The following is a 21,796-nucleotide window of genomic DNA, read 5'->3' on the forward strand; positions in this document are numbered from 1 at the left end:
GGCGGTCGGCACGGATGATGAGGGGATGACGCGCACTTTCGAAGATCTCGTGGCGGAGGCGTCCGAGGCGTCCGTCGACGGCTGGGACTTCTCGTGGCTCGACGGGCGGGCGACGGAGCAGCGGCCCTCGTGGGGCTATCACCGGTTGCTCGGTGCCCGGCTCGCGCACGCCTCGGCCGGGCTCGACGTGCAGACGGGCGGCGGGGAGGTCCTCGCCGGTGTGCCGACGCTGCCGCGGACGATGGTGGCGACCGAGTCGTGGCCCCCCAACATCGCGCGGGCCACCGCGCTCCTGCATCCGCGGGGCGCCGTCGTCGTGGCGGATCCCGACGAGCCTCCGCTGCCGTTCGCCGACGCCGCGTTCGATCTCGTCACCAGCCGCCACCCGGCGACGGTGTGGTGGGCGGAGATCGTCCGCGTCCTGCGGCCGGGTGGCACGTACCTCGCCCAGCACGTCGGCCCCGCCAGTGTCTGGGAACTGGTCGAGTACTTCCTGGGGCCGCAGCCGGAGGCGGCCCGGCACCGGCACCCCGACGACGAGAGCGCGGCGGCGCGCGCCGCCGGTCTCGAGATCGTCGATCTCCGGTCCGAGCGGCTGCGGATGGAGTTCCACGACATCGGCGCGGTCGTCTGGTTCCTGCGCAAGGTGATCTGGATCGTGCCGGGGTTCACGGTGGAGGCCCATCTGCCCCGGTTGCGCGCGCTCGACGCGCGGATCCGCGCGGAGGGGCCGTTCGTGGCCCACTCCGCGCGGACGCTGATCGAGGCACGCAGGCCGGACGGCGACACCTGAGGCACCGGGCGTGCCTCCGCCCGGCCGTCAGCCGGCGTGCCCCCGCCCGGCCGTCAGCCGGCGGTCGGAGTCCAGCCGCCGAGCCAGTTCGCGGCGGACTGGGCGGCTGCCTCGGTGTCCGTGAGGTGGGGGCGGTCGGGGCCGGCCGGGCCTGCTCCGGGTCCGGTGTTGTGGTACTCGGCGAAGCGGTCGGCCTTCCAGGAGAAGCCGCCCATGTCCGTCCAGGGTGTGGTCCTGACGCCGGCGCCGAGCACGCTGTCGCGGACGGTGGTCTGGGGGTCGAGGGTCGCGTCGCCGCCGGCGTGCCAGGGGCGGCCGAGGTGGAAGGTGCCGGCGGCCACGTCTCCGTTGACGGTGGAGCGGGTGATGAGGAAGCCGTTGCGGCCGGCAGGGGTGCTCGGCGCGGTGAGGTAGCCGGCCGAGGTGCCGTCCCAGCGCTTCTTGAGGGTGAGGACCGACCGGTCGATGACGGCCGTGGCCCGGCCGAAGACGAAGTCGACGTTGCCGATGACGTAGGAGTTGGTGACGTGGACGCGGCCGGTCCTGTCGCGGGCGGCGGTGTCGAGGAGGAGGGTGTCCTGGTCGCCGCTGATGACGAGGCTGTCGAGGACGATCCGGTCGGCGGCGGTGCGCAGGGCCACCGCCTGGTGGCCGTCCAGTGTCCGGTGGGCCGCTTCGTCGAAGTCGTTGGAGATGCTGAGGTTGCGGGCCTGGAAGTCGTCGGCCTCGACGGCGACGGTGGCGCTGCCGCCCGTGCCGTACGTCCCGGAGCCGTCCGGCTTGGGGGTACCGGAGGCGTGGCCCTCGACGATGAGGGTGTCCTTGCGGCTGCCGCCCGTGCCCTCGATGGTGACGTGGGGCTTGTTCGCGGGGATCTTGACGGTCTCGCGGTAGACGCCGGGGGCGACGCGGATCACGACGCGGGAGGTGTTGCCGGCCGGGACGGCGTCGACGGCCTTCTGCACGCTGGTGTACCGGCCGCTGCCGTCCTTGGCGACGGTGAGGGTCGTCGCCGCGACGGGCGTGGCCGAGGTCCGTGCCGGCGTCGGGGTCGGAGTCGGAGTCGTGCCGATGGTCGTACGGGGTCCGGCGCCGGACTTGAGCAGTGCGGGCACGTCGGCCGTCGGGTCGAGCGTGTACGGGTAGGAGGACTTCGGGTCGAAGGCCGTGCCGCCGCTCTCGTTGCGGCCGGTGGTGCCGGAGAAGAGGTTGCCGCGCTGGACGAGGGCGGCGCCGGCGTCCTTGATCACCGGGTTGTTCACACCCTGGAAGTAGCTGTTCTCCAGGACCATGCGGGTCTTCCCGCGGGCGTAGTTGCCGTAGGACGAGGTGATGGCCGTGCCGGTGTCGTCCTGGAGGAAGTTGTTGTAGAGGTGCGCGTGGGCGACGTTGTCGGTGGACGGGTTGCGCTGCTCGGTCTCGCGGAACCAGTTGTGGTGGACGGTGAGGTCGGCCGTGACGTTCTCCGTCCACCCGATGCCGAAGGTCTTGTTGTTGTTGCTCAGCCGGTTCCAGGACACCGTGACGTACGTGGTGTCCTTGCGGCTGTCGATGAGGCCGTCGGCCATGTGCCGCAGGTCGTTGTGGTCGATCCACACGTGGTGGGCGCCGTCCATCTGCACGGCGTCGAAGTCGTGGTCCTTGTCGTTCCAGATGCCCTGGTAGGCGTCTCGGATCGTCAGGTTCCGGATGATCACGTTGTGGACGCCGGGGCCGAGGAAGAAACCGCCGCCGACGATGTGGCCGGCGGTGCCCGAGCCCACGATCGTCTTGTCGGAGGCGACCCTGATCTCCTTGCCGACGGGGTTCATCGCGATCGTCCCGGCGACGACGATGACGTACGGCTCCGGGGCGGTCGCGTACTTCTCCAGGTCGGAGAGGGTCCGTACCGTGACCGTCGCCCCGTCCCGACCGCCGTACGTGCCGTGCTGACCGAGCGCGTCGACCGAGGCGAATCCGTCGGCGACGGCCCGCGCCCAGGCGGGCGCCTGCGCGGCCGTGGCCCGGGGGCGCGCGTCCTCGCCGAACGCGCCGAAGGCCGTGCCGTACGCCAGGAGTCCGGCCGCGGCGAGGACCGCCGGGACGCCGATCGCCCATGCCCTTCCGCGCCGGCGGTGCCTCGCCCTGCTGCGGGTCTCACTCACGTCGTGGGTCCTTCCGTCCGTGGGGGGTGGCCCTGGCCTCGGGAGAGGCCGGGCGAGGGTGAGTCGCCACCACGGCGGGAAAGGTTGCCGCGCCACGCGCGTCGGTTTCGCGTTCGGTCCGCAGTCGGTTTCGCGGTCGGTTCGCGGTCGGTTCGCGGCCAGTTCCCAGTCGGTTTCGCGTTCGGTTCGCGGTCAGTTCGCGATGAGGGCCTCGGCGAGACCGATCGCGGGACGGCCGAGCAGCGTGGTGAGTGCCTGCCGCTGGCGTTCCGTCAGGGGCCACAGGAAGACCGCCGCGTCGGCGTCGGCGTGCGCGCAGGCGGCGGCCGCCTCGTGGATCTTGCCGTGGCTCAGCACGGTCCGCCGGGAGAGCGGCTGGGACATCTTCCGCGCTCCGCCGCGGGAGACGCCGCGCCGCTGGACGACCTGTCCGACGACGCGGGCGCCGCGGGCGGCGAGTTCCGTGGCCGCCTCGTCCATGAGGGCCTGGAAGTCCCGCTGTCCGGCGGAGAAGTAGCCGACGAGCACGATGTCGGCCCCCGTGATCGTCACGGTCGCGGCCCGCCGCGGGGGTCGTGCCGCGCGGCGGGCCGGTTGCCGGTCGCGTCGGTGGAGGTGGTGCACGGACCGAAGGTTAGCGGGGCCGCCGTCCGAGGAGGTACGGGGTTTCCCGTCCGGTCCGTGGCCCGTTCAGTCGCCCGCCGCGATGACCACGACCTGGTCGGCGGGGTGCCAGTGCCGGACCTGGGCCTTGGGCGGGTTGAGGCGTACTCCGTGGTGGGGGGCGGTGGTGGAGTGCTCGTGGGAGCGGTAGCCGATGGCGCAGGCGCCCTGGCGGGCGGCGGATTCGACGACGGCGGCGAAGGAGGTCGGGCGTCCGGTGGCGACGTAGTGGGCGGCGGGGTGGAGGTGGACGGAGTTGCCGTCCGCGGCGAAGAGCTCCTCGAACACGGCTGCCAGGTGGGGGTTCTGGGAGATCTGGGTCATCAGGAGTCCGATGGTCCTGCCGCTGACGACGAAGTCGGCCGCGGCGGCGCGCGGTGCGATGAGGCTGTTGCGGTCGTCGGTCAGTTCGGCGACGACGGGGACGGGGTGCCCGCTGCGACGCTGGCGTTCGCGCAGGTGGAGGAGGGTGACGAGGGTGCGGTCGTCCGGGTCCTGGCCTCGGCGGCGGTCGGGGCCGAGCACGACGACGGCGTCGTAGCCGGTGAGGTCCCGTGCGTCCGTGGTCTCCGGCAGAGTGGGATCGCCGGGGTGGTGCAGGAGCGTCAGACGGTGTCCCACGGACGCGGTGACGGCGCGGAGGGCGGCGAGCGTCGCCGCCGCGGGTTCGGCGACGACGTCGAGGGTGGAGCCGGGCGGCGTGCGTCGCGCCAGCTGGTCGGCGAGCCGGGGCGCCCGGCGGTTCCACCCCAGGAGGAGGTACCGCTCGGGAGAGGCCGCGGCCGGGCGCGGCGGCTGGGCGAGGGCCGTCGGGTCGTAGGGCGGCGGAAGGTCGGTGAGGTGGGTCGTGTCCGTGTCCTCGGCGACCACGATCAGACGGTCGCCGGGTTCGAGGGGGGTGTCGGCGGGCGGGTTGAGCAGGACGGTCCCGTCGCCGTGGACCAGGCCGACGGCGCACGATTCCGGGCAGCGGGCGGATGCCTTCCTGAAGGTCAGGCCCGCCGGGCCCGGTGCGGGCAGGGTGTGGAACTCGTGGCCGGCGAAGTCCAGGAGCTCCTGGTGGACGAGGGAGAGCCCGGGCCCCCGCGCGTACTGGGCGAGGAGCCGGGCGGAGATGTCGTCCGTGTGCAGGACCGTGGCCCGGGGTCCGCCGGCGAGGCGGGCGGCGGTGAGGTGGCGGTCGCCCCGTACGGCGGCGATGACCCGCACCGGGTGGTCCTCCCCGGCGGCGGCCGTCAGGGAGAGCAGGGTCTTCACGGTCTCGGCGTCGTCGTGGGGTGTGTCCCGGGGCAGGACGAGCACGGCTTGCGCGGTCGTCGGGCTCACGCGGGCGAGCGCGGTGGGATCGGCGGGGCGGCCGGTGCGGCAGATGACCCGGGGGCGGCCCGTCGCGCCGACGGCCGCGCGGAGCTCTTCCTCCATCGCGGTCTTGACCCGGTCGGCGAGGACCGTGACGATGCCGCGGCCCCGGCGGGCGACGGAGACCTGGGCGGTGAGGAGTTCGGAGACGACGGTGGGGATCTGCTCGGACCAGCCGAGGACGACGGTGTGGCCGCGCTCCAGGACGGTGGAGTGGCCCCGGTTGAGGGCGATGAGCTTGTCGGTGATGCCGGTGGTGATGAGGCTGACCAGGGTGGAGACGTACAGGAGCGCGATGAGGGCGAGGAGTACGGAGAGGGCGACGCGCAGCGGCGGGCCGACCTCGCCGCCCAGACGCAGGGTCTGTCCGGTGTTCCGCCAGACCGCCGCGACGCGGGAGCCGAGCGAGGCGGGGGCGCGGTCGTCGGTCCACACCAGCAGGGCGCTGACGGGGACGACGAGCAGCAGGCAGGCGAGGGCGAGCCAGCCGACGAGTGCGGGGGTCCCTCGGGTCAGGACGGTGTCGAACCAGTAGCGGAGGCGTGCCTCGGCGGAGTCGGTCCGGTAGCGGAGCCGTGCCTCGGCGGGGTCGGCCCGGTAAGGGGGCCGTCCGAGGGGTGCGGGTGGTGTGACGGCCCTGCCCGTACCGGGTCGATGTGCGGTGTTCCGCTGTGCGGGAACCACCTTGTTGCCTTCTTTGCGCACGTCAGCAGCGTGGCGCCCCGCTGTGGGCGGCGGGGCGCCATCGCGGCATATTCATCCCTTCGTGATCACCGGCCGGTGCGCGGGGCGGGCTTTCGTTCAGGCGTACGGGTCGAAGGGGATCCCGGACGGCTTCGCCTTGGCGAGGTGGGCGGCGAAGTTGGCGTCCTTGAGGCCGAAGACGGCGCTGCCGAAGTCGGCCTGGCTGAGCTTCTCGCGCAGTCCGGCGGGGTAGCCGTTCCAGCCGACCAGGCTCGGGTACTGCCAGGTGTGCTGGTGGTTCTCGGGCGGTTCGTCGTTGGTGTTCGCGGGGCGGAAGCAGTGGGTGCCGATGCCGTCCTTGTGGTAGACGACCTTGGGGTGGGTGCCGTCCCAGCGGATGCGGTCCCGGCCGTTGATCACGAAGTTGCCGTGGGCCGAGGTGGAGACGTACTGGGCCTGGTTGTTCTGCACCCACACCACGACGTGCTCCCAGTCGTGGCGGTGTCCGCCGAGGCCGCTGCCGGCCACGGCCTGGTCCTTCTCGAAGTACTGGCCGTAGATGACGGCGCACCAGCCGTTGTTGCACTTGGAGCGGGCGTAGCCGTTGGTGTTGGTGAGGTCCGATGCGTCGCGGCACTGTCCGTTGAGGGCGCCCGACGGGTTGAGGCCGCCGTTGAGCGTGCCGTCGGGTCCGATCGCGGGGGTGGGGTAGCAGCCGTCCGTGTCGTAGTCGAAGGCGGGCTGGAAGGTCTGTTCCAGACCGTCGGCGTTGGCGGGCAGGGCGGTGGGCGGTGCGGCGAGGGCGCTGGCCGGGAGGGCGATGATCAGGGCGAGGGCGCCGGTGAGGGCGAGGGCTCCTCGGGTGAGGTACGCCGGTGTCTTCACTATGTCCCCTTGGGTCGGGCGGCATGGCGCGGGCTCGCCCATATTGGCATGCCCACCTCAGATACGCGGGCTTTCCCCGCGCACCCGCGTCTGCGGTCCTCAGCCGAGGCGCCACTTCTGGTTGGCCGCGCCCGTGCAGGTCCAGATCTGCGCCCGGGTCCCGTTGGCCGACGTGTTGCCGGTGGCGTCGAGGCACTTGTCCGCCGCGATGTCGACCAGGTCGGCCGAGGTCTGCTCGTGGCGCCAGCGCTGCGCGCCGGAACCGTTGCAGGTGTACAGCTGGACCTTGGCGCCGTCGGCCGTCGCGCCGCCGCTGACGTCCAGACACTTCCCGAGCGCCTGGACGGAACCGTCGGCGCGCAGCGTCCAGGTCTGCGCGGCGCTTCCGTTGCAGTCCCAGAGCTGGACCGGCGTGCCGTCCGCGCTCGAACCCCCGGCCACGTCGAGGCACTTGCCGTCGAGGCCCCTCAGGACGCCGGTCCGGTCCTGGCCCTCCGCGGGGGCACCCGCCCAGGTGAAGGTGGCGGAGGTCTTGCCGGGAAGCGAGTAGGTGAAGCGCTGCCCGCCCCAGTCGACGGTCATCGCCTGCGCGCTCGCGGTGTCGTTGTAGGCGATGAGCGCCTTGGATCCATCGGGGTTGCGCCAGGCCACGTTCGGTACGGCCCCGGTGGTGGAGGCGATCCGCTGGGCGCCCGGCTTCACGAACTTCGTGAGGTGGCCCATGGTGTAGTACTCGACGGTGTAGTCGACCTGGCCGTGGCGGGCGTCGCCGTTGTGGACCGTGATCAGGCCGTCGCAGGTACCGCAGCCGCCGTTGTGCGGGCCGCGGTTCTGGTCGACCGCGAGGGACCACTTGGTGACCGACTTCGCCCAGTTACGGGTGTAGTCGATGATGTTCGTCATGTCCTCGCGCTGCTGGTTCGCGATCCAGGTCCCGCCGGAGTGCTCGGTCTGGAAGGCGTCGAGCTGCGGGTGGCGCTGGTGGATCTCGGTCTGCTTGGCGATGTCGCCGCCGTAGCCGTGCCAGGCGACCCCGCCGAAGTTGGGGTGACTGCGCACCGCTGCGTCGTCCACGGTCTGCGCGGCGTACGCGTCGTAGGTGTCCCAGTTCCAGTCGTGGGCGAGGACCTTGGTGGGCAGGCCGGCGGCCTGGAGCTTCGGCAGGAGTTCGCTCTTGGTGAAGTACGCGAGCCCCGAGCCGTTCCAGCTCATCGACGGGTAGCCGGAACAGCAGGTCGGCTCGTTCTGCGCGGTGACGTAGTCGACGGGGACGCCCTGGTCGCGCCAGCCCTGGAGGTACTTCACGAAGTAGTCGGCGTAGGTGCCGTAGTTCTCGGCCTTGAGCCGGCCGCCGTTGAGCCCGCCGCCGTCCTTCATCCAGGCCGGTGCCGTCCAGGGCGAGGCGACCAGGGTGAGCTGGGGGTTCAGCTGCCGGGCCTGCCGGGTCAGCGGCAGTACGTCCTGGAGGTCGTGGGCGAGGGAGAACTTCGCAAGCGCCGGATCGGTCTGCCCGGCGGGGACGTCGTCGTAGGTGTAGCCGAACCGGGCGAGGTCCGAGCCGCCCATCGGGTTCCGCACGAAGGAGAGGCCGATGCCCTCGGTCGGGGAGAAGAGTTTCCGCATGGTCGCGTCCCGGGTCGCCTGGGTGAGGGCGCCCGAGCCCTTCATGAGCCAGGCGGCGGTGTCGGTGAACGAGGCGCCGCCGCCGGTGAAGGTCTGGTAGCGGGTGTTCTCGTCGACGGTGATGTTCGCGCCGGCGCCGCCGTTCCCGGCCTGGAAGGCCAGCGGGGTCTGCTGCTGGAGGCCGCGCGTGACATGGCGGCCACCGGCGTCGTCGGTGGTGGTGAGCCAGAGGTTCACCTGCTCTCCGGCGGCCTGCGCGGGGGCGGCACCGAGGCCGGTGAGACCCGTGAGACCTGCCGTGGCGAGCGCGCCGGCGAGCAGCGCGCGCGTCAGCCGGCCGGCGACGGGTGCGGGTCGGGACGTCGTGCGCGGTGCGGCGTGCGGTGCGGCTTGCGGGGCCGTGCGCGAGGTCGCCTGCGGGGCCGGGTGCGAGGTCCTGTGCCGTGTCCTGTGCGTCGAACGGAGCATGGGGGTGCCCTTCTCGGCGGGGGTGGGTGGGGGGTCCGCGGACCGAGTCGTGTTCCGAGGCGTGAGTGAACTGCCGCGGCGGTGGGTCCGTCAAGACTCCGCGCATTCAGATCTTGAACGCACAACTCGCTTTCATGGCCGGATACTTGGCCTGACGCTGATGATGTCGTGAAGTCTTGATGGATGGGCCGTACGACTGTTGACTCGCGGGGCGGCGCCGGAACCGGTTCCGACAGCGATGTCGCCGCCCGGCGGACGGAGGCTCCGATGCGTGTCACGATCGTCGACGTCGCACGTCGGGCGGGGGTCAGCAAGACGACCGTGTCGCGGGTCCTGAACTCCGGTGCCGAGGTGGACGCGGCGACCGCTGCCCGCGTTCGCGAAGTGATCGACGCGCTGGGCTACGTACGGAGCTCCGGCGCGGTCGGCCTGGCGCGCGGCGCCAGCCGCACCGTGGGCATGCTGACGCCCTCGCTCACCTGGCCGTGGATGGGCGAGGTCCTCCAGGGTGTCGCCGACACGGTCGAGGCCGCCGGTTACGGGCTGCTGCTCCACACCTGCCATCGGGGCGCCGACTCGGTGCGCCACTTCACCGACCAGGTGTCCGCCCGCACCTTCGACGGGCTGCTCGTGGTGGAGCCGGAGAACACCCTGGACACCCTCACGGCCCTGCACCGCCGCGGCCTGCCCGTCGTCCTGATCGACGACCGCGGCCACCGCCCGGCGTTCCCGTCCGTCGCGACCACGAACCGCGAGGGCGGTGCGGCGGCGGCCGCCCATCTGCTGGCCTCGGGCCGCTCCCGCCCGCTCGTCGTCACCGGTCGCCGCGACTTCGGCTGCGTACGGGAGCGGCTGGCGGGGTTCCGCGACGTGCTGCCCGGCGGGCTCGTCGCCGAGGGGGAGTTCACCGAGGCGACCGGCCGTGCGGCGGTCGAGCGGACGCTCGCCTCGGGGCGTGACTTCGACTGCGTCTTCGCGCACAACGACCTGATCGCGGCGGGAGCCCTGCGCTCGCTGCGGGCGGCGGGCCGACGGGTGCCCGACGACGTCGCCGTCGTCGGCTTCGACGACCTCCCCATGGCCCGGCACACCGAGCCGCCGCTCACCACCGTCCGCCAGCCCATGCGGGAGATGGGCCGCGCCGCCGCCCGGCTGCTGCTCGCCGGACTCGGGGGCGAGCCGATCCCCGACGAGCCGCTCGTCCTCCCCACGGAACTGGTCGTCCGCGGCTCCGCGCCCGGCGCCCGACGGCGGTCACGCGCGCCGTACTTCTCCGCGGACGTGGCTCACTGGACCAATCCGGGCGCCCGGGCGCATCGCGCCAGCACGCGCCCGGGCTCGCTCGATGCACCACGCAACGAATCCGGGAATTGGTCTAGTCCAACTTTGGTCCAGGCCATTGACGTGCCCCTGACGACAGGGCAGCTTCCTGTGTCGACCACCGTGTGCGGCAGCCCTGTTGACGCACTCCCCCACCGTCATTGGATTCCCATGAGACGCGTACGTTCGCTCCGCTCGGCCCTCACCGCGGCCGTGACCGCCGTGGCCGCCCTGGGCCTGTCCACGCTCGCCACCTCGCCCGCCCAGGCCGCCACCCCGCTTCCCGAGCACGTCTTCGCCCCGTACTTCGAGGCATGGACCGGGGAGAGCCCGGCCGCTCTCAGCGCCCAGTCCGGGGCCAAGCACCTCACGATGGCCTTCCTCCAGACGGCGACGAAGGGCTCGTGCACCGCGTACTGGAACGGTGACACCTCGACGCCGGTGGCGGCGGCCTCGTTCGGCGCCGACATCAAGACGATCCAGTCCCGCGGCGGCGACGTCATCCCCTCCTTCGGCGGGTACACGGCCGACACCACCGGCACCGAGATCGCCGACAGCTGCACCGACGTCAACCAGATCGCCGCCGTCTACGAGAAGGTCATCACGACCTACGACGTCACGCGGCTCGACATGGACATCGAGGTCGACTCGCTGGACAACACCGCCGGCATCGACCGGCGGAACAAGGCCATCAAGGTCCTCCAGGACTGGGCCGCGGCCAACGGGCGCCAGATCCAGGTCTCGTACACCCTGCCGACGACCACCCGCGGCCTCGCCGCCGGCGGTCTCGCCGTGCTGAAGAACGCCGTGGCCAACGGCGCGAAGGTCGACGTCGTCAACATGATGACCTTCGACTACTACGACAACGCGGCCCACGACATGGCCGCCGACACCAAGACCGCGGCCCAGGGCCTGTACGACCAGCTCGCCAAGCTCTACCCGACCAAGACGCCTGCCCAGCTCTGGGGCATGATCGGCATCACCGAGATGATCGGCGTCGACGACTTCGGCCCGGCGGAGACGTTCACCCTCGCCAACGCCCGCACGGTGTACGACTGGGCGGTGTCCAAGGGCATCAACACGCTCTCGTTCTGGGCGCTCCAGCGGGACAACGGAGGCTGCCCCGGCGGTGCCGCCGCCGACAACTGCTCCGGCATCCAGCAGAACACCTGGGACTTCTCCCACGTCTTCGCCCCGTTCACCAGCGGCACCACCACCCCGGCCGACGACTTCTCGGTGACGACCACCCCGGCCGCCGTCACGGTCGCCGCGGGCTCCTCCGCCTCCGCCACGGTGAAGACCGCGGTGACGGCCGGCGCGGCGCAGACGGTCGGCCTCACGGTCAGCGGCGTGCCCGCGGGCGTCACCGCCTCCCTCAGCCCCGCCTCGGTCACGGCCGGCGGCTCCTCGACGCTCACCGTCGGCACCACGGCGGCCGCGGTCTCGGGCACGTACCAGATCGTGGTCAACGGCACGGGCCCGTCGGCCGCCCACGCGGCCGTCCTCACCCTGACCGTGACCGGCGGCGTCAGCCAGTGCACCGCGACCCCCTGGGTCACCACCGCGGTCTACACGGGCGGTCAGCAGGTCTCGCACAAGGGCCACACCTGGAAGGCCAAGTGGTGGACGACGGGCGAGGAGCCCGGCACCACCGGCCAGTGGGGGGTCTGGCAGGACCTCGGCGCCTGCTGATCCCTCCCCTCCCTGCCCAGGGCGTGTCCGACGAGTCCCGTCGGGCACGCCCTGCGGCGTACGGGCGGCATCCCGACGGACAAAGAAGTAGACGATACGTATCGTCTCGCTTAAGGTGGCGTCATGACCACCGCCTCCCCCGCGCACATCGCCATGTTCTCCATCGCCGCCCACGGACACGTGAACCCGAGCCTGGAGGTGATCCGCGAGCTCGTCGCACGCGGCCACCGGGTCAGCTACGCCATTCCCGCCTCCTTCGCGGAGAAGGTCGCCGCCACCGGGGCCACGCCTGTCGTCTACACCTCGACACTGCCGACCGACGACGACCCGGACGCCTGGGGCACGGAGCTGATCGACAACCTCGAACCCTTCCTGGCCGACGCCGTGCAGGCACTCCCGCAGCTGGCCGCGGCCTTCGACGGCGACCGCCCCGATCTGGTGCTCCACGACATCACGGCCTACCCGGCACCGGTCCTCGCCCACGGCTGGGGCGTTCCCGCGCTGTCGCTCTGGCCGAACCTGGTGCCCTGGGAGGGGTACGAGGAGGAGGTCGCCGAGCCGATGTTCGCCGAGCTCAAGGCGTCGCCGCGCGGCAAGGAGTACTACGCGCGGTTCGAGGCGTGGCTCGCCGGCCACGGCGTCGACACGCACCCCGACCGGTTCGTCGCCCGCCCCCGCCGCGCCGTCGTCCTCATCCCGAAGGCGCTCCAGCCCCACGCCGACCGCGTCGACGAGTCCGTCTACACCTTCGTCGGCGCCTGCCAGGGCGCGCGTGCCGACCAGGGCGAGTGGCGGCGCCCGGCGGGCGCGGAGAAGGTGCTCCTCGTCTCACTGGGGTCCTCCTTCACCAAGCAGCCCGGCTTCTACCGGGACTGCGCCGAGGCGTTCGGCGACCTCCCCGGCTGGCATGTCGTCCTCCAGATCGGCAAGTTCGTCGACCCCGCGGAGCTGGGCGAGCTGCCCGCCCACGTCGAGGCGCACCCCTGGGTACCCCAACTGGCCATCCTCCGCGAGGCCGACGCCTTCGTCACGCACGCCGGTGCCGGCGGCAGCCAGGAGGGACTCGCCACCGCCACCCCCATGGTCGCCGTGCCCCAGGCCGTCGACCAGTTCGGCAACGCCGCGATGCTGGAATCCCTCGGCGTCGCCCGCCACCTGCCGATGGAGGAGGTCACCCCGGCCCGCCTGCGCGAGGCCGTCCTCTCCCTGGTCGACGACCCCGAAGTGGCGCGCCGCGCACGGGAGATCCAGGAGTCGATGGCACACGAGGGCGGCACGGCGCGCGCCGCCGACCTCGTCGAGGCCGAGCTCGGCCGGCCCTCCTAGGAGGGCCGGGCCGCGCGTAGGGTCGCGGCATGTCCAAGACCGAGATAGACGTGGTGACCGCCGAGTTCTACGGCGCGTTCGACAATCGCGGCGGCAGGACCGCCGATGTGGCACGGATCCGCAGGCTCGTCCTGCCGCAGGGGGTGATCGTCTGTACGGCGCCCACGTTCACGGCGTACTCCGTGGAGGAGTTCGTGACGCCGCGGGAACGGCTGCTCGCGGACGGGCGGCTCGTCGAGTTCTCGGAGTGGGAGACCTCCGAGGAGACGCGGGTGGAGGGTGATCTCGCGTCGCGGTTCGGCACGTACCGCAAGTCGGGCGTCTTCGACGGGAAGCCGTACGAGGGCACGGGCACCAAGACCCTCCAGTTCGTGCGGACGCCGGACGGCTGGCGGATCGCGGCGCTGTCCTGGTACGACCACCCCTGACCCGGACGGCGGCCCGTCGCACCGCGACGCGGGGACGGGCCGCCGTGAGGCGAGGTCAGACCACGGCGCCCGCCGGCCGTCGGGGGACCGGGGCGGGAGCCGGGTGCCGCGCTTCCAGGACGACGGCCAGCGGCATCGCGGTGACGACGGTGGACGCCATGCCGAGGACGACGCCCGCCAGCAGCGCCACGGAGAAGTCCGTGAGCGAGTCGCCGCCCAGGACCGCGAGCGCCACGAGCACGAACAGCGCGCCCATGCCGGTGTTGACCGTACGGGGCAGGGTCTGGGCCACGGCCCGGTCGGCGAGCTCCGCCGTCGGAACGCCCCCGCCGCGGTGCCGTAGTTCCCTCAGCCGGTCCAGGACGACCACCGAGTCGTTGACCGAGTAGCCGACGACGGTCAGCAGCGCGGCCAGGAACACACTGTCGAACGGCTTGCCCAGCCAGGCGAAGAGACCGGCCACGAGCAGCACGTCCTGGGTCATCGCGGCCACCGCCGCCGTCGCGTACGTCCAGCGGAACCGCAGGGTCAGGTACACGAGTTGGGCCGCGACGGCCAGGCCGAGGGCGAGCAGCGCATGGGTGCGCAGCTCACCGCCGAGGCTGGGTCCGACGAGGTCGTCGCGCTCGACGGACACCGGGCCCGCGACGCCGGTGAGCGCCTCGCGGATCTCCCGCTGCTCGGCGTCGCCGGTCTCCCGGACGCGGACCGAGACGTCGCCGTCGCCGGTCGACTGCACGACGGCGTCGGGGAAACCGGCGGCGGTGACCGCCGTACGCGCCGTGTCGGCGTCCACCGGGCGTTCCGCCGCGTACTGGACGACACGGCCGCCGGTGAACTCGACGCCGAACTCCACTCCCCGGACGCCGATCCCCGCCAGGGCCACGAGGAGCAGCCCGGCGCAGCCGATGAGCCAGCGGCGCCGGTGCGCCATCACGCGCGGGGGCCGGCGGAGCAGGCGCGTCCGCAGCCGGCCGAGTGAGGCGATGCCCGTGAGCGCCGGGCGCCTGCGCACCGCCGGAAGGCTCAGGACCGCGTCGGCGAGGAGCCGGGTGATCACCATCGCGGTGAGGAGCGAGGTCACGACCCCGATGGCGAGTGTCACGCCGAAGCCCTTGACCGGGCCCGTCGCGAAGGCGAACAGCAGGCCGGCCGCGAGCAGGGTGGTGACGTGGGAGTCCGCGACCGCGCTCCACACCTTGCCGAACGCCGCCGCGACCGGCCGCCGCGGGTCGCGCCCCGCGGCTCGGCCCGGTGCCGCGTACTCCTCCCTGGCCCGTTCGAAGACCAGCACGTTGGCGTCCACGGCGATGCCGACGGCCAGGACGAACCCGGCGAGGCCGGGCAGGGTGAGGGTGGCGCCCACGGCGACCACGGCGGCGTACGAGATCAGCCCGTACAGCAGCAGGGCGACGGTGGCCAGCGCGCCGAGCAGGCGGTAGACCACGATGACGAAGAGTCCGGTGCAGGCCAGACCGATCACCGCGGCCAGCGCGCTGGCCCTGATCGCCTCGGCGCCGAGCGTCGGGCCGACGGTGCTCTGCTCGACCGTCGTCACCGGAACCGGCAGCGCGCCGCCCTCGACGAGCGCCGCCAGGTCGCGTGCCTCCTGCGCCGAGAACCCTCCGGTGATCTGCGCGGAGCCGCCGCCGATTCCCGACCCGCACGGGACCCCGGCCTGCATGCCGGGCGCGGAGACGATCCGGTCGTCGAGCACGATCGCCACCCTGCGCGCCGGGTCGGCCGGTGCGGCGCAGGCCGCCTCGCCGGTCAGCCGCGCCCAGCCGTCCGCCGCCCGGTCGCGGAAGGACAGGTCGACCGTCCACCCGCGGCCGCTCGTCGTGTCGAGGACGGCCTCGGCGCTCCTGACGCCGTCTCCGGTGAGCGCGGGCGGCGCCAGAGCGAGGAAGCGGCCCGGTGCGTCCGGGTCGGCCAGGACGCGTTTCCCGTCCGGGCCCGCGGCTCCGGCCGGCCCCCCGGCCTCCCCGGTGACGGCGTGGAAGGTGAGCTGCGCGGTGCGGCCGATGACCTCGGCCGCCTGGCGCGGGTCGCGCAGTCCGGGCAGTTCGACGACGATCCGCCGCTCGCCGGCCCGGGCGAGCGAGGGTTCCGCGACCCCGAGGCCGTCGACGCGCTTGCGCAGCACCTCGAGGGCGCGGTCGGTGGCCGCGGCATCGGCGCGGGTGGTGGGTCCGTCCTCGGTCTGGAGGACGATGCGGGTCCCGCCGCGGAGGTCGAGTCCGAGGCGGGGCGGGGTGGTCAGGGCGATCCAGAGGGAGAGCGCGACGACGGCGAGCGCGAGGAGCGCGCGCCCGAGCGCGGGACGAGCGGACATGGGTACTCCACAGGCAGCGCACGGAGCCGGCCCGGCCCCTGTGGCAGGGGCGTGCCGTCCGTGCCGGACGTACGGTCGGATGCGCGTCGTCGACCGGTACCGGGGCATGCCGATGACCCGGACGGCGACGCGGAGGAACGTCAGTCGTGCCGGGGGGAAGGGGGTCCGCGGGGATCCCGCGGACGGTGCGAACCGCCGGGCGGCGCCCGCTCGCGGCGGGGGTCGCCCACCAGGACTCCCCGTACGGGTACGGGGACGTCCACGGGCGCGACGTCCGGGGCCACGGGAGCTCCCGGGAACCGCACGTGGTTCTCCACGGCGGCCGGGAGCCCCACGACGGCGCCGGCCGCGAGATGCGGCTCCGGCGGCGTGAGGTGAGGGGAGCCGGGTGCGGCCGGGGTCGCGGGGACCGATGAACTCGCGGCGGGGAAGGCCGGGAAGGCCCGGGCCGGGGCGCTCGTGGCGGACGCCGCCTCGACGGTGGCCGGGGCCGGGGCCGGGGGGACGAGGATGAGGGACCAGATCGCGCAGAGCAGTGCGGGCAGGAGCGTCACGAACCGTCGTGGAGAACGCTTCACCGTCCCGGCCCTCCCCTCCGCTGGTTCCTCGTGCCGCCGCCCCGTCGGGGCTCAGCGTAGACCGGGGGCGGAACGCGCCTGTCACCGAGGCCCGTACGCAGTGCTGTTGGGTACCGGGATGAGTACGCGTGCTCATCCCCGCACCCCCGCGGGCCGGTGACGATGGACCGGTCAGCGCATCCTTCCCGGAGTCAGGGGTCGTCCGTGCTCAGTCGTCTCGCCGCCCGCGTCGTGCCGTTCTTCGGGCGGCTGACCGTCACCACCGCCGCCGACGCCCGCATCGCGCCCGGCAGCATCCTGGTCGTGAACCACACGTCGACGGCCGACCCGGCGCTCGTCCTCGCCGCGCTCCGCAGGCGACTGGCCGTCGAGCCGGTCGTCCTCGCCACGGCGGGGCTGTGGCGCGTGCCGGTACTCGGCCGGGCCCTGACCCGCGAGGGCCATGTGCCGGTCCACCGGAACTCCGCCCGGGCCGCAGCCGCCCTCGACGCCGCCGCGGTCGCGCTCGCCTCGGGCCGGCACGTCATGCTGTACGCCGAGGGCCGCATCCCGCCCCGCCGGGACTCGTCGGAGAACCCGCCGGAGATGTTCCGCACCGGCCTCGCCCGCCTCGCGCGGGCCACCGGCGCCCAGGTCGTGCCGATCGGCCAGGCGGGCGCCCGCCGCATCACCTCCGGCGGCCGTGTCAAGCAGATCGCCGGCGTCCTCACCTCCCCTGTCCGCCGCCCCTGCCTCCACGTCCACATCGGTGCCCCGATCCGCCTCCCCGACGACGTCGCCGCCGCGACGGCACTCGCCCACGGCGCCGTCACCGACGCCTGGCGGGCGGCCGCCGGCGCCCTGGGCGAGCCGGCGGCCCTGGACCGCTGACCGGCGGCGCGCCGGGGCGGCCCGGCGTCAGGCGGTCTCGTTCCCGTCGCGTGCCGGCGGGTGGTCCCGCTCGGGCGAGTCCGCGTCCGCAACCGCAACCGCAACCGCGTCCGCGTCCGCGAGAAGGAACAGCAACGGGGAGAGAGCGAGTTCGAGGGCGGCGAGGACCAGCTGGAACCCGTGGGGCCGTCCTTCGACCGCGAGGGAGAGAAGCCTCCCGAGGCCCCCCGCGAGGAAGACCGCGGTGAGCCACCGCACAGCGGTGGCGGGGATCGGCGACTGCCTCGCCGCCCAGAGCCAGGCGAGTCCGTATCCGGCGAACACGGCGCCGATGAAGCGCCCGAAGCTGTCGATCGTGGCGCCCGCGTCCGTCGCGCCCGGGATCGCGGCGTTGCCGAGCAGGACGTGGAGCAGGCCGATCGCCGTACAGGCGTATCCCATGGCCAGGACGAGTCCTCGGAGCGCCTTGGCTCTGGTCATGTCTGGACCCCCTCTAGTAGACATGCGTCCAGTAAGCGTGCGGGCAGCAGCGTACGGCCACTTACTGGACACATGTCAAGTAGCATGTCGGGGTGCCCACCCGCCGACGCCTCAGCCCCGCCGCACGCCGCGCCCAGCTCCTGGACGTCGCGGCACACCTCTTCGCGGCGCGGCCGTACGACGAGGTGCTGATGGAGGAGGTGGCCGAGCGGGCCGGGGTCTCCCGCGCCCTGCTCTACCAGCACTTCGCCACCAAGCGTGATCTCTTCGCCGCCCTCTACCAGGAGGTCTCCGCGCAGCTGCTCGCCCAGACCCGGCTCGACCCCGCCGACACGCTCGTCGAGCAGCTGGTCGAGGGCCTGGACGCGCACATCGCGTACTTCGCGGAGAACCGTCACACCGTCCTCGCGGCGAACCGTGTGCTGGCCGGCGACCTCCTCGTCCAGACGATCATCGCCGACGAGCTCGACGCGCTGCGCGAGCGTCTGCTCGGTGTGCTGCCGCTCGCCGACGCGCGGACCCGGGCGACCGTCTCCGGTGTCCTGAAGAGCTGGCTGGTCTTCGTGCAGGTGCTCTGCGTGGACTGGCTGACCGACGGGACCGCCTCGCGCACCGAGCTGCGCGACGTGTGCGTCGGCGCGGTCGTCGGCGCCCTCCGCCCGCTGTTCGACGAGGACCCGGCCCCCGACTGGCCCCGCTGAGCGGGCGGCCCCCCGGCCACCCGCCTCGGCGGCGCGGTCAGAAGACGGACAGGCCCGTGATGGTGGTGAAGCGGTCGAGGGCGGTGACACCGGCGACGGAGTTGCCGCGGGCGTCGAGGCCGGGGCTCCAGACGCAGAGGGTGCAGCGGCCGGGGACGACCGCGACGACGGCTCCGCCGACGCCGCTCTTGCCGGGGAGTCCGACGCGGTAGGCGAAGTCGCCGGCGGCGTCGTAGGTGCCGCAGGTGAGCATGACCGCGTTGATCTGCTTGGCCTGGCTTCGGGTGAGCAGCCGGGTGCCGTCGGCGCGGAGGCCGTGCCGGGCGAGGAAGCCGGTGGCGAGGGCGAGATCGGCGCAGGAGGCTTCGAGGGAGCACTGGCGGAAGTACTCGCGCAGCAGGCCGGGGACGGGTCCCGTGATGTTGCCGTAGGAGGCCATGAAGTGGGCGAGGGCCGCGTTGCGGTCGCCGTGGGTGGCCTCCGACGCGGCGACGTCGGTGTCGAAGGCGAGGCCGGGGTTGCCGGTCTCGGCGCGCAGGAAGGCGAGCAGGCTGCCGGAGGCGTCGCCGGTGAGCCGGTGCAGGCGGTCGGTGACGACGAGGGCGCCCGCGTTGATGAACGGGTTGCGCGGGATGCCGTTCTCGTACTCCAGCTGGACGAGGGAGTTGAACGGGTCGCCCGAGGGTTCCCTGCCGACGTGGGCCCAGAGGGCGTCGCCCTCCCCCGCGAGGGCGAGAGCGAGGGTGAAGACCTTGGTGACGGACTGCGTGGAGAAGGGGTGCTGCCAGTCCCCCACCCCGTAGACGGTGCCGTCGAGTTCGGCCACGGCCATGCCGAAGCGGTGCGGGTCGCCCGCGGCGAGGGCGGGGATGTAGTCGGCCGGGGTGCCCCGGTCGGCGAGCTCCGCGATCTCCTCGGCGATGCGGTCGAGGACGGGCTGGAACGAGGTGATCGCGGTCACGCTCCGCCCCGGGCGTCCCGGTCCTGGGTCGTGGTGGGGGCGCCGGCAGGCGTGCCGGCGAGGCCGAGGTCGCCGCCGGGCGGTACGGCGAGGTAGCGGGCGACGTCCTCGTCGGTGACCTCGGCGAGGGTGGGCGGGGTCCAGCGGGGGTTCCGGTCCTTGTCCACCACCTGGGCGCGGATGCCCTCGACGAGGTCGGCGGTGGCGAGGGCGGCGCAGGAGGCGCGGAACTCCAGTTCCAGGACCTCCTCCAGGGTGGGGAGGGCGCGGGCGCGACGGATGGCCGCCAAGGTGGCCTTCAGGGCCGTGGGGGACTTCGTGAGGAGGGTGGTGGCGGCTTCCTTGGCGGCGGGGACACCGGTATCGAAGAGCCGCTCGACGACGGTCTCGACGTCCGCGGCGCCGTAGCAGGCGTCGATCCACTCCCGCTGTTCGGCGAGGACGCCGGGCGGGGGCGTGGCGGCGTGGCGGGCGACGGCCTCCGCGGCGGGGAGGCGGGTCAGGTCGCGGACCAGGGCGGGCAGTTCGGCCGCGGGGACGAAGTGGTCGGCGAGGCCGGTGAGGAGGGCGTCGGCCGCGCCGACGACGCCGCCGGTGAGGGCGAGGTGGGTGCCGAGCTCGCCGGGGGCGCGCCCGAGGAGGTACGTACCGCCGACGTCGGGGACGAAGCCGATGCCGGTCTCGGGCATGGCGACGCGGGAGCGTTCGGTGACGACGCGGACGGAGCCGTGCGCGGAGACGCCGACGCCGCCGCCCATGACGATGCCGTCCATGAGGGCGACGTACGGCTTGGGGTAGCGGGCGATCCGCGCGTTGAGCCGGTACTCGTCGCGCCAGAAGGCTTCCGAGGCGGAGCCGCCGGCGCGGGCGTCCTCGTGGATGGCGCGGATGTCGCCGCCGGCGCAGAGGCCCCGCTCGCCCGCGCCCTCGATGACGACGGTGGTGACGGCGGGGTCGTGCTCCCACTCCGCGAGGGCCCGGTCGGCGGCGAGGACCATCGGGTGGGTGAGCGCGTTGATGGCGCGGGGCCGGTCGAGGGTGACGAATCCGGCGCGGCCCTCCGTCCGGAGGAGTACGTCGGGGGTCCCGGTCGTCACGTTCACTCGGTCCTTTCGCGGCGCGGCTCGCTGTCCCGGTCACCGTACCGGGCGGGGGCGGAGGGCGGCGCGTGTGATCGAACACCGTGTGCGGGGTGCCGCGAGAGGGCCGGACGGGCCGCTTCCGGAGCGGCCGGGTGCTCGGGGCGGTCGGGCCCTCAGGACGCCAGGGTCCTCGGGCGATCGGGTCCTCGGAGCGGCCGGGCCTCAGGAGCGGCCGGGCGCTCGGGGCGGGAAGGACTCATCCGCTTCTCGCGGATCCTGATTGCACGGTGCGCGGCTCGCAGAAGACCGCTACTCCGTGTCCTCACACCGAGCCCTTCCCGTCGTTTCCATGGAACCACCGGCGGGACCGGCGCGCTAGCGCCCGGGGCGGCCGGGAGACGGGTGGTGCCGCTCCGGTCGCGGGGCGGGGGTGTCCGCCGGGCGGCCGGAGCGGCCGATGGGGTGCCTCGTGGATCAGGCCGGGAGCAGGTCCTGCGGGACGCGCACCTGGCGGGGGGTGGACATGCGGAGCTCGATGATGTCCCGGACGGTGGGCCATTCCTCGTCGAGGATCGAGTAGAAGGCCGTGTCGCGGACGGCTCCGTCGAGACCGCGTGAGTGGGCCCGGCGGACGCCTTCGCAGGTGGCTCCGAGCCGTTCGATCGCGATCCGGGACCGGGTGTTGCGGGCGTCGGCGCGCAGGGTGATGCGACGGACGCCCCAGGCTTCGAAGGCATGCCGGAGCATGAGGTACTTCGCCTCGGTGTTGATGCCGGTCCCCCGGGCGGCGCCGGAGATCCAGGTGTTCCCGATCTCGGCGGCGTCCGGCACGGCGGTCAGCGGATCGCCGTGGGGCATGCCGGGGACGGGGGGCCAGACCAGTGGTCCCCTCCAGTAGTCGAGTTCGAGGAAGCGGGTCGAACCGATGACGTGTTCGTCGGCCGTACTGATCAGGGCGAAGGGCAGGCACCGGCCTGCCGCCTGATCGGAGAGGGCTCGGGCGATGTAGTCGAGGGCCGATTCGAGGCCGTCGGGCACGGGGGTGAAGGCGTAGGCCGATCGGTCCGCCCCGCCGGCCCGGGCGAGGGCTTCGGCGTGCCGCATCGCCAGCGGCTCCAGGCGCACGGTGCGCCCGGTCAGGAGAACAGGTACTGGCACGGAACCTCGGGTCTTTCACGGGCAGGGAAAGCTTCCGCCGCGGGGGCCGCAGCGGCAGCAGGAGGGAGGTTCTCGCCGGGTGCCGATCATGTCGTGAGAACGACGAACAAGCAGGTAAAACGGTTCGTCACCAGGTGCGAGGAGGAACAGTATGCAGCCACAACCGCTCCGAGAACAGAACCCCGGACGAACCTGCGCCCACAGCTGGGTGAAGCCTGCCGCGCACCCCTGTTCACCGGTCTCACA

General features: G+C 73.2%; 17 protein-coding genes and 1 pseudogene. 7 read left to right on the forward strand and 11 right to left on the reverse strand.

Annotated features, from left to right (window positions below; genetic code table 11):
* The first annotated feature begins 25 nt into the window (after positions 1-25).
* Positions 26-793 carry a class I SAM-dependent methyltransferase gene (locus ACFVZH_RS32975; protein WP_384903169.1) on the forward strand — a complete coding sequence of 256 codons (768 nt, stop codon included), beginning with the start codon at positions 26-28 and terminating at the stop codon, positions 791-793.
* 53 nt (positions 794-846) lie between these two features.
* Here ACFVZH_RS32975 and ACFVZH_RS32980 read toward each other — a convergent pair whose 3' ends face one another.
* The 5 genes from ACFVZH_RS32980 to ACFVZH_RS33000 form a co-directional block, all read right to left on the reverse strand.
* The gene (locus ACFVZH_RS32980) at positions 847-2,937 is read right to left on the reverse strand and encodes a pectinesterase family protein (RefSeq protein ID WP_384903171.1); all 2,091 of its coding nucleotides are present in this window, start codon (positions 2,935-2,937) and stop codon (positions 847-849) included.
* Positions 2,938-3,129: 192 nt separating this feature from the next.
* Positions 3,130-3,561, reverse strand: a complete 432-nt coding sequence (locus tag ACFVZH_RS32985; RefSeq protein WP_384903173.1) for a hypothetical protein — start codon at positions 3,559-3,561, stop codon at positions 3,130-3,132.
* Positions 3,562-3,627: 66 nt separating this feature from the next.
* Positions 3,628-5,664 carry an NAD-binding lipoprotein gene (locus ACFVZH_RS32990; RefSeq protein WP_384903175.1) on the reverse strand — a complete coding sequence of 679 codons (2,037 nt, stop codon included), beginning with the start codon at positions 5,662-5,664 and terminating at the stop codon, positions 3,628-3,630.
* A gap of 96 nt (positions 5,665-5,760) precedes the next feature.
* A complete protein-coding gene (locus ACFVZH_RS32995; protein WP_384903177.1) occupies positions 5,761-6,570 on the reverse strand; it encodes an NPP1 family protein in 810 nt (269 codons plus the stop codon).
* A 57-nt stretch (positions 6,571-6,627) separates the two neighbouring features.
* Positions 6,628-8,619 (reverse strand): ricin-type beta-trefoil lectin domain protein, encoded by a 1,992-nt coding sequence (locus ACFVZH_RS33000; RefSeq protein ID WP_384903179.1) that lies wholly within the window; start codon positions 8,617-8,619, stop codon positions 6,628-6,630.
* Positions 8,620-8,886: 267 nt separating this feature from the next.
* Between ACFVZH_RS33000 and ACFVZH_RS33005 the strand changes: the two are divergent.
* The 4 genes and pseudogenes from ACFVZH_RS33005 to ACFVZH_RS33020 form a co-directional block, all read left to right on the forward strand.
* A pseudogene (locus tag ACFVZH_RS33005) lies at positions 8,887-9,858 on the forward strand (LacI family DNA-binding transcriptional regulator); the annotation flags it as partial.
* Between the two features lie 252 nt (positions 9,859-10,110).
* On the forward strand, positions 10,111-11,631 hold the full coding sequence (locus ACFVZH_RS33010; protein ID WP_384903230.1) for a glycosyl hydrolase family 18 protein: 1,521 nt from the start codon (positions 10,111-10,113) through the stop codon (positions 11,629-11,631).
* A gap of 123 nt (positions 11,632-11,754) precedes the next feature.
* Entirely contained in the window at positions 11,755-12,957 is a 1,203-nt protein-coding gene (gene mgt / locus ACFVZH_RS33015) for a macrolide-inactivating glycosyltransferase (RefSeq protein ID WP_384903181.1), read from the forward strand.
* Positions 12,958-12,986: 29 nt separating this feature from the next.
* Positions 12,987-13,385, forward strand: coding sequence for a DUF4440 domain-containing protein (locus ACFVZH_RS33020; RefSeq protein WP_384903182.1), 399 nt, complete (start codon positions 12,987-12,989; stop codon positions 13,383-13,385).
* Between the two features lie 55 nt (positions 13,386-13,440).
* On the opposite strand, the gene secD is transcribed toward ACFVZH_RS33020, so the two are convergent.
* Both secD and ACFVZH_RS33030 read right to left on the reverse strand, forming a co-directional pair.
* The gene (gene secD / locus ACFVZH_RS33025) at positions 13,441-15,720 is read right to left on the reverse strand and encodes a protein translocase subunit SecD (protein ID WP_384903184.1); all 2,280 of its coding nucleotides are present in this window, start codon (positions 15,718-15,720) and stop codon (positions 13,441-13,443) included.
* Between the two features lie 140 nt (positions 15,721-15,860).
* Positions 15,861-16,298 carry a hypothetical protein gene (locus ACFVZH_RS33030; protein WP_384903186.1) on the reverse strand — a complete coding sequence of 146 codons (438 nt, stop codon included), beginning with the start codon at positions 16,296-16,298 and terminating at the stop codon, positions 15,861-15,863.
* A 204-nt stretch (positions 16,299-16,502) separates the two neighbouring features.
* Here ACFVZH_RS33030 and ACFVZH_RS33035 point away from each other — a divergent pair, with 204 nt between their 5' ends.
* Positions 16,503-17,168, forward strand: a complete 666-nt coding sequence (locus ACFVZH_RS33035; protein ID WP_384903188.1) for a lysophospholipid acyltransferase family protein — start codon at positions 16,503-16,505, stop codon at positions 17,166-17,168.
* A 27-nt stretch (positions 17,169-17,195) separates the two neighbouring features.
* On the opposite strand, the gene ACFVZH_RS33040 is transcribed toward ACFVZH_RS33035, so the two are convergent.
* Entirely contained in the window at positions 17,196-17,648 is a 453-nt protein-coding gene (locus ACFVZH_RS33040) for a DUF4345 domain-containing protein (RefSeq protein ID WP_384903189.1), read from the reverse strand.
* Between the two features lie 92 nt (positions 17,649-17,740).
* Here ACFVZH_RS33040 and ACFVZH_RS33045 point away from each other — a divergent pair, with 92 nt between their 5' ends.
* Positions 17,741-18,349 (forward strand): TetR/AcrR family transcriptional regulator, encoded by a 609-nt coding sequence (locus tag ACFVZH_RS33045; RefSeq protein WP_384903191.1) that lies wholly within the window; start codon positions 17,741-17,743, stop codon positions 18,347-18,349.
* Between the two features lie 37 nt (positions 18,350-18,386).
* Here the strand turns inward: ACFVZH_RS33045 and ACFVZH_RS33050 are convergent, their stop codons facing one another.
* The 3 genes from ACFVZH_RS33050 to ACFVZH_RS33060 form a co-directional block, all read right to left on the reverse strand.
* On the reverse strand, positions 18,387-19,310 hold the full coding sequence (locus tag ACFVZH_RS33050) for a glutaminase (RefSeq protein ID WP_384903193.1): 924 nt from the start codon (positions 19,308-19,310) through the stop codon (positions 18,387-18,389).
* A complete protein-coding gene (locus ACFVZH_RS33055) occupies positions 19,307-20,407 on the reverse strand; it encodes an enoyl-CoA hydratase/isomerase family protein (RefSeq protein WP_384903195.1) in 1,101 nt (366 codons plus the stop codon). The genes ACFVZH_RS33050 and ACFVZH_RS33055 overlap by 4 nt, the downstream gene beginning before the upstream one ends.
* A gap of 459 nt (positions 20,408-20,866) precedes the next feature.
* Positions 20,867-21,550, reverse strand: a complete 684-nt coding sequence (locus ACFVZH_RS33060) for a GNAT family N-acetyltransferase (protein WP_384903197.1) — start codon at positions 21,548-21,550, stop codon at positions 20,867-20,869.
* Between the last annotated feature and the right edge of the window lie 246 nt (positions 21,551-21,796).

The sequence above is a fragment of the Streptomyces sp. NPDC059534 genome, from assembly GCF_042743475.1.
GTDB lineage: Bacteria > Actinomycetota > Actinomycetes > Streptomycetales > Streptomycetaceae > Streptomyces.

Excerpts from the sequence above, each read along its gene's own strand:
- ACFVZH_RS32975 (WP_384903169.1), top strand. The coding sequence starts at position 26 with ATGACGCGCACTTTCGAAGATCTCGTGGCGGAGGCGTCCGAGGCGTCC.
- ACFVZH_RS32995 (WP_384903177.1), bottom strand. The coding sequence starts at position 6,570 with ATGGGCGAGCCCGCGCCATGCCGCCCGACCCAAGGGGACATAGTGAAG.
- ACFVZH_RS33000 (WP_384903179.1), bottom strand. The coding sequence starts at position 8,619 with ATGCTCCGTTCGACGCACAGGACACGGCACAGGACCTCGCACCCGGCC.
- ACFVZH_RS33010 (WP_384903230.1), top strand. The coding sequence starts at position 10,111 with ATGAGACGCGTACGTTCGCTCCGCTCGGCCCTCACCGCGGCCGTGACC.
- mgt (WP_384903181.1), top strand. The coding sequence starts at position 11,755 with ATGACCACCGCCTCCCCCGCGCACATCGCCATGTTCTCCATCGCCGCC.
- ACFVZH_RS33020 (WP_384903182.1), top strand. The coding sequence starts at position 12,987 with ATGTCCAAGACCGAGATAGACGTGGTGACCGCCGAGTTCTACGGCGCG.
- secD (WP_384903184.1), bottom strand. The coding sequence starts at position 15,720 with ATGTCCGCTCGTCCCGCGCTCGGGCGCGCGCTCCTCGCGCTCGCCGTC.
- ACFVZH_RS33040 (WP_384903189.1), bottom strand. The coding sequence starts at position 17,648 with ATGACCAGAGCCAAGGCGCTCCGAGGACTCGTCCTGGCCATGGGATAC.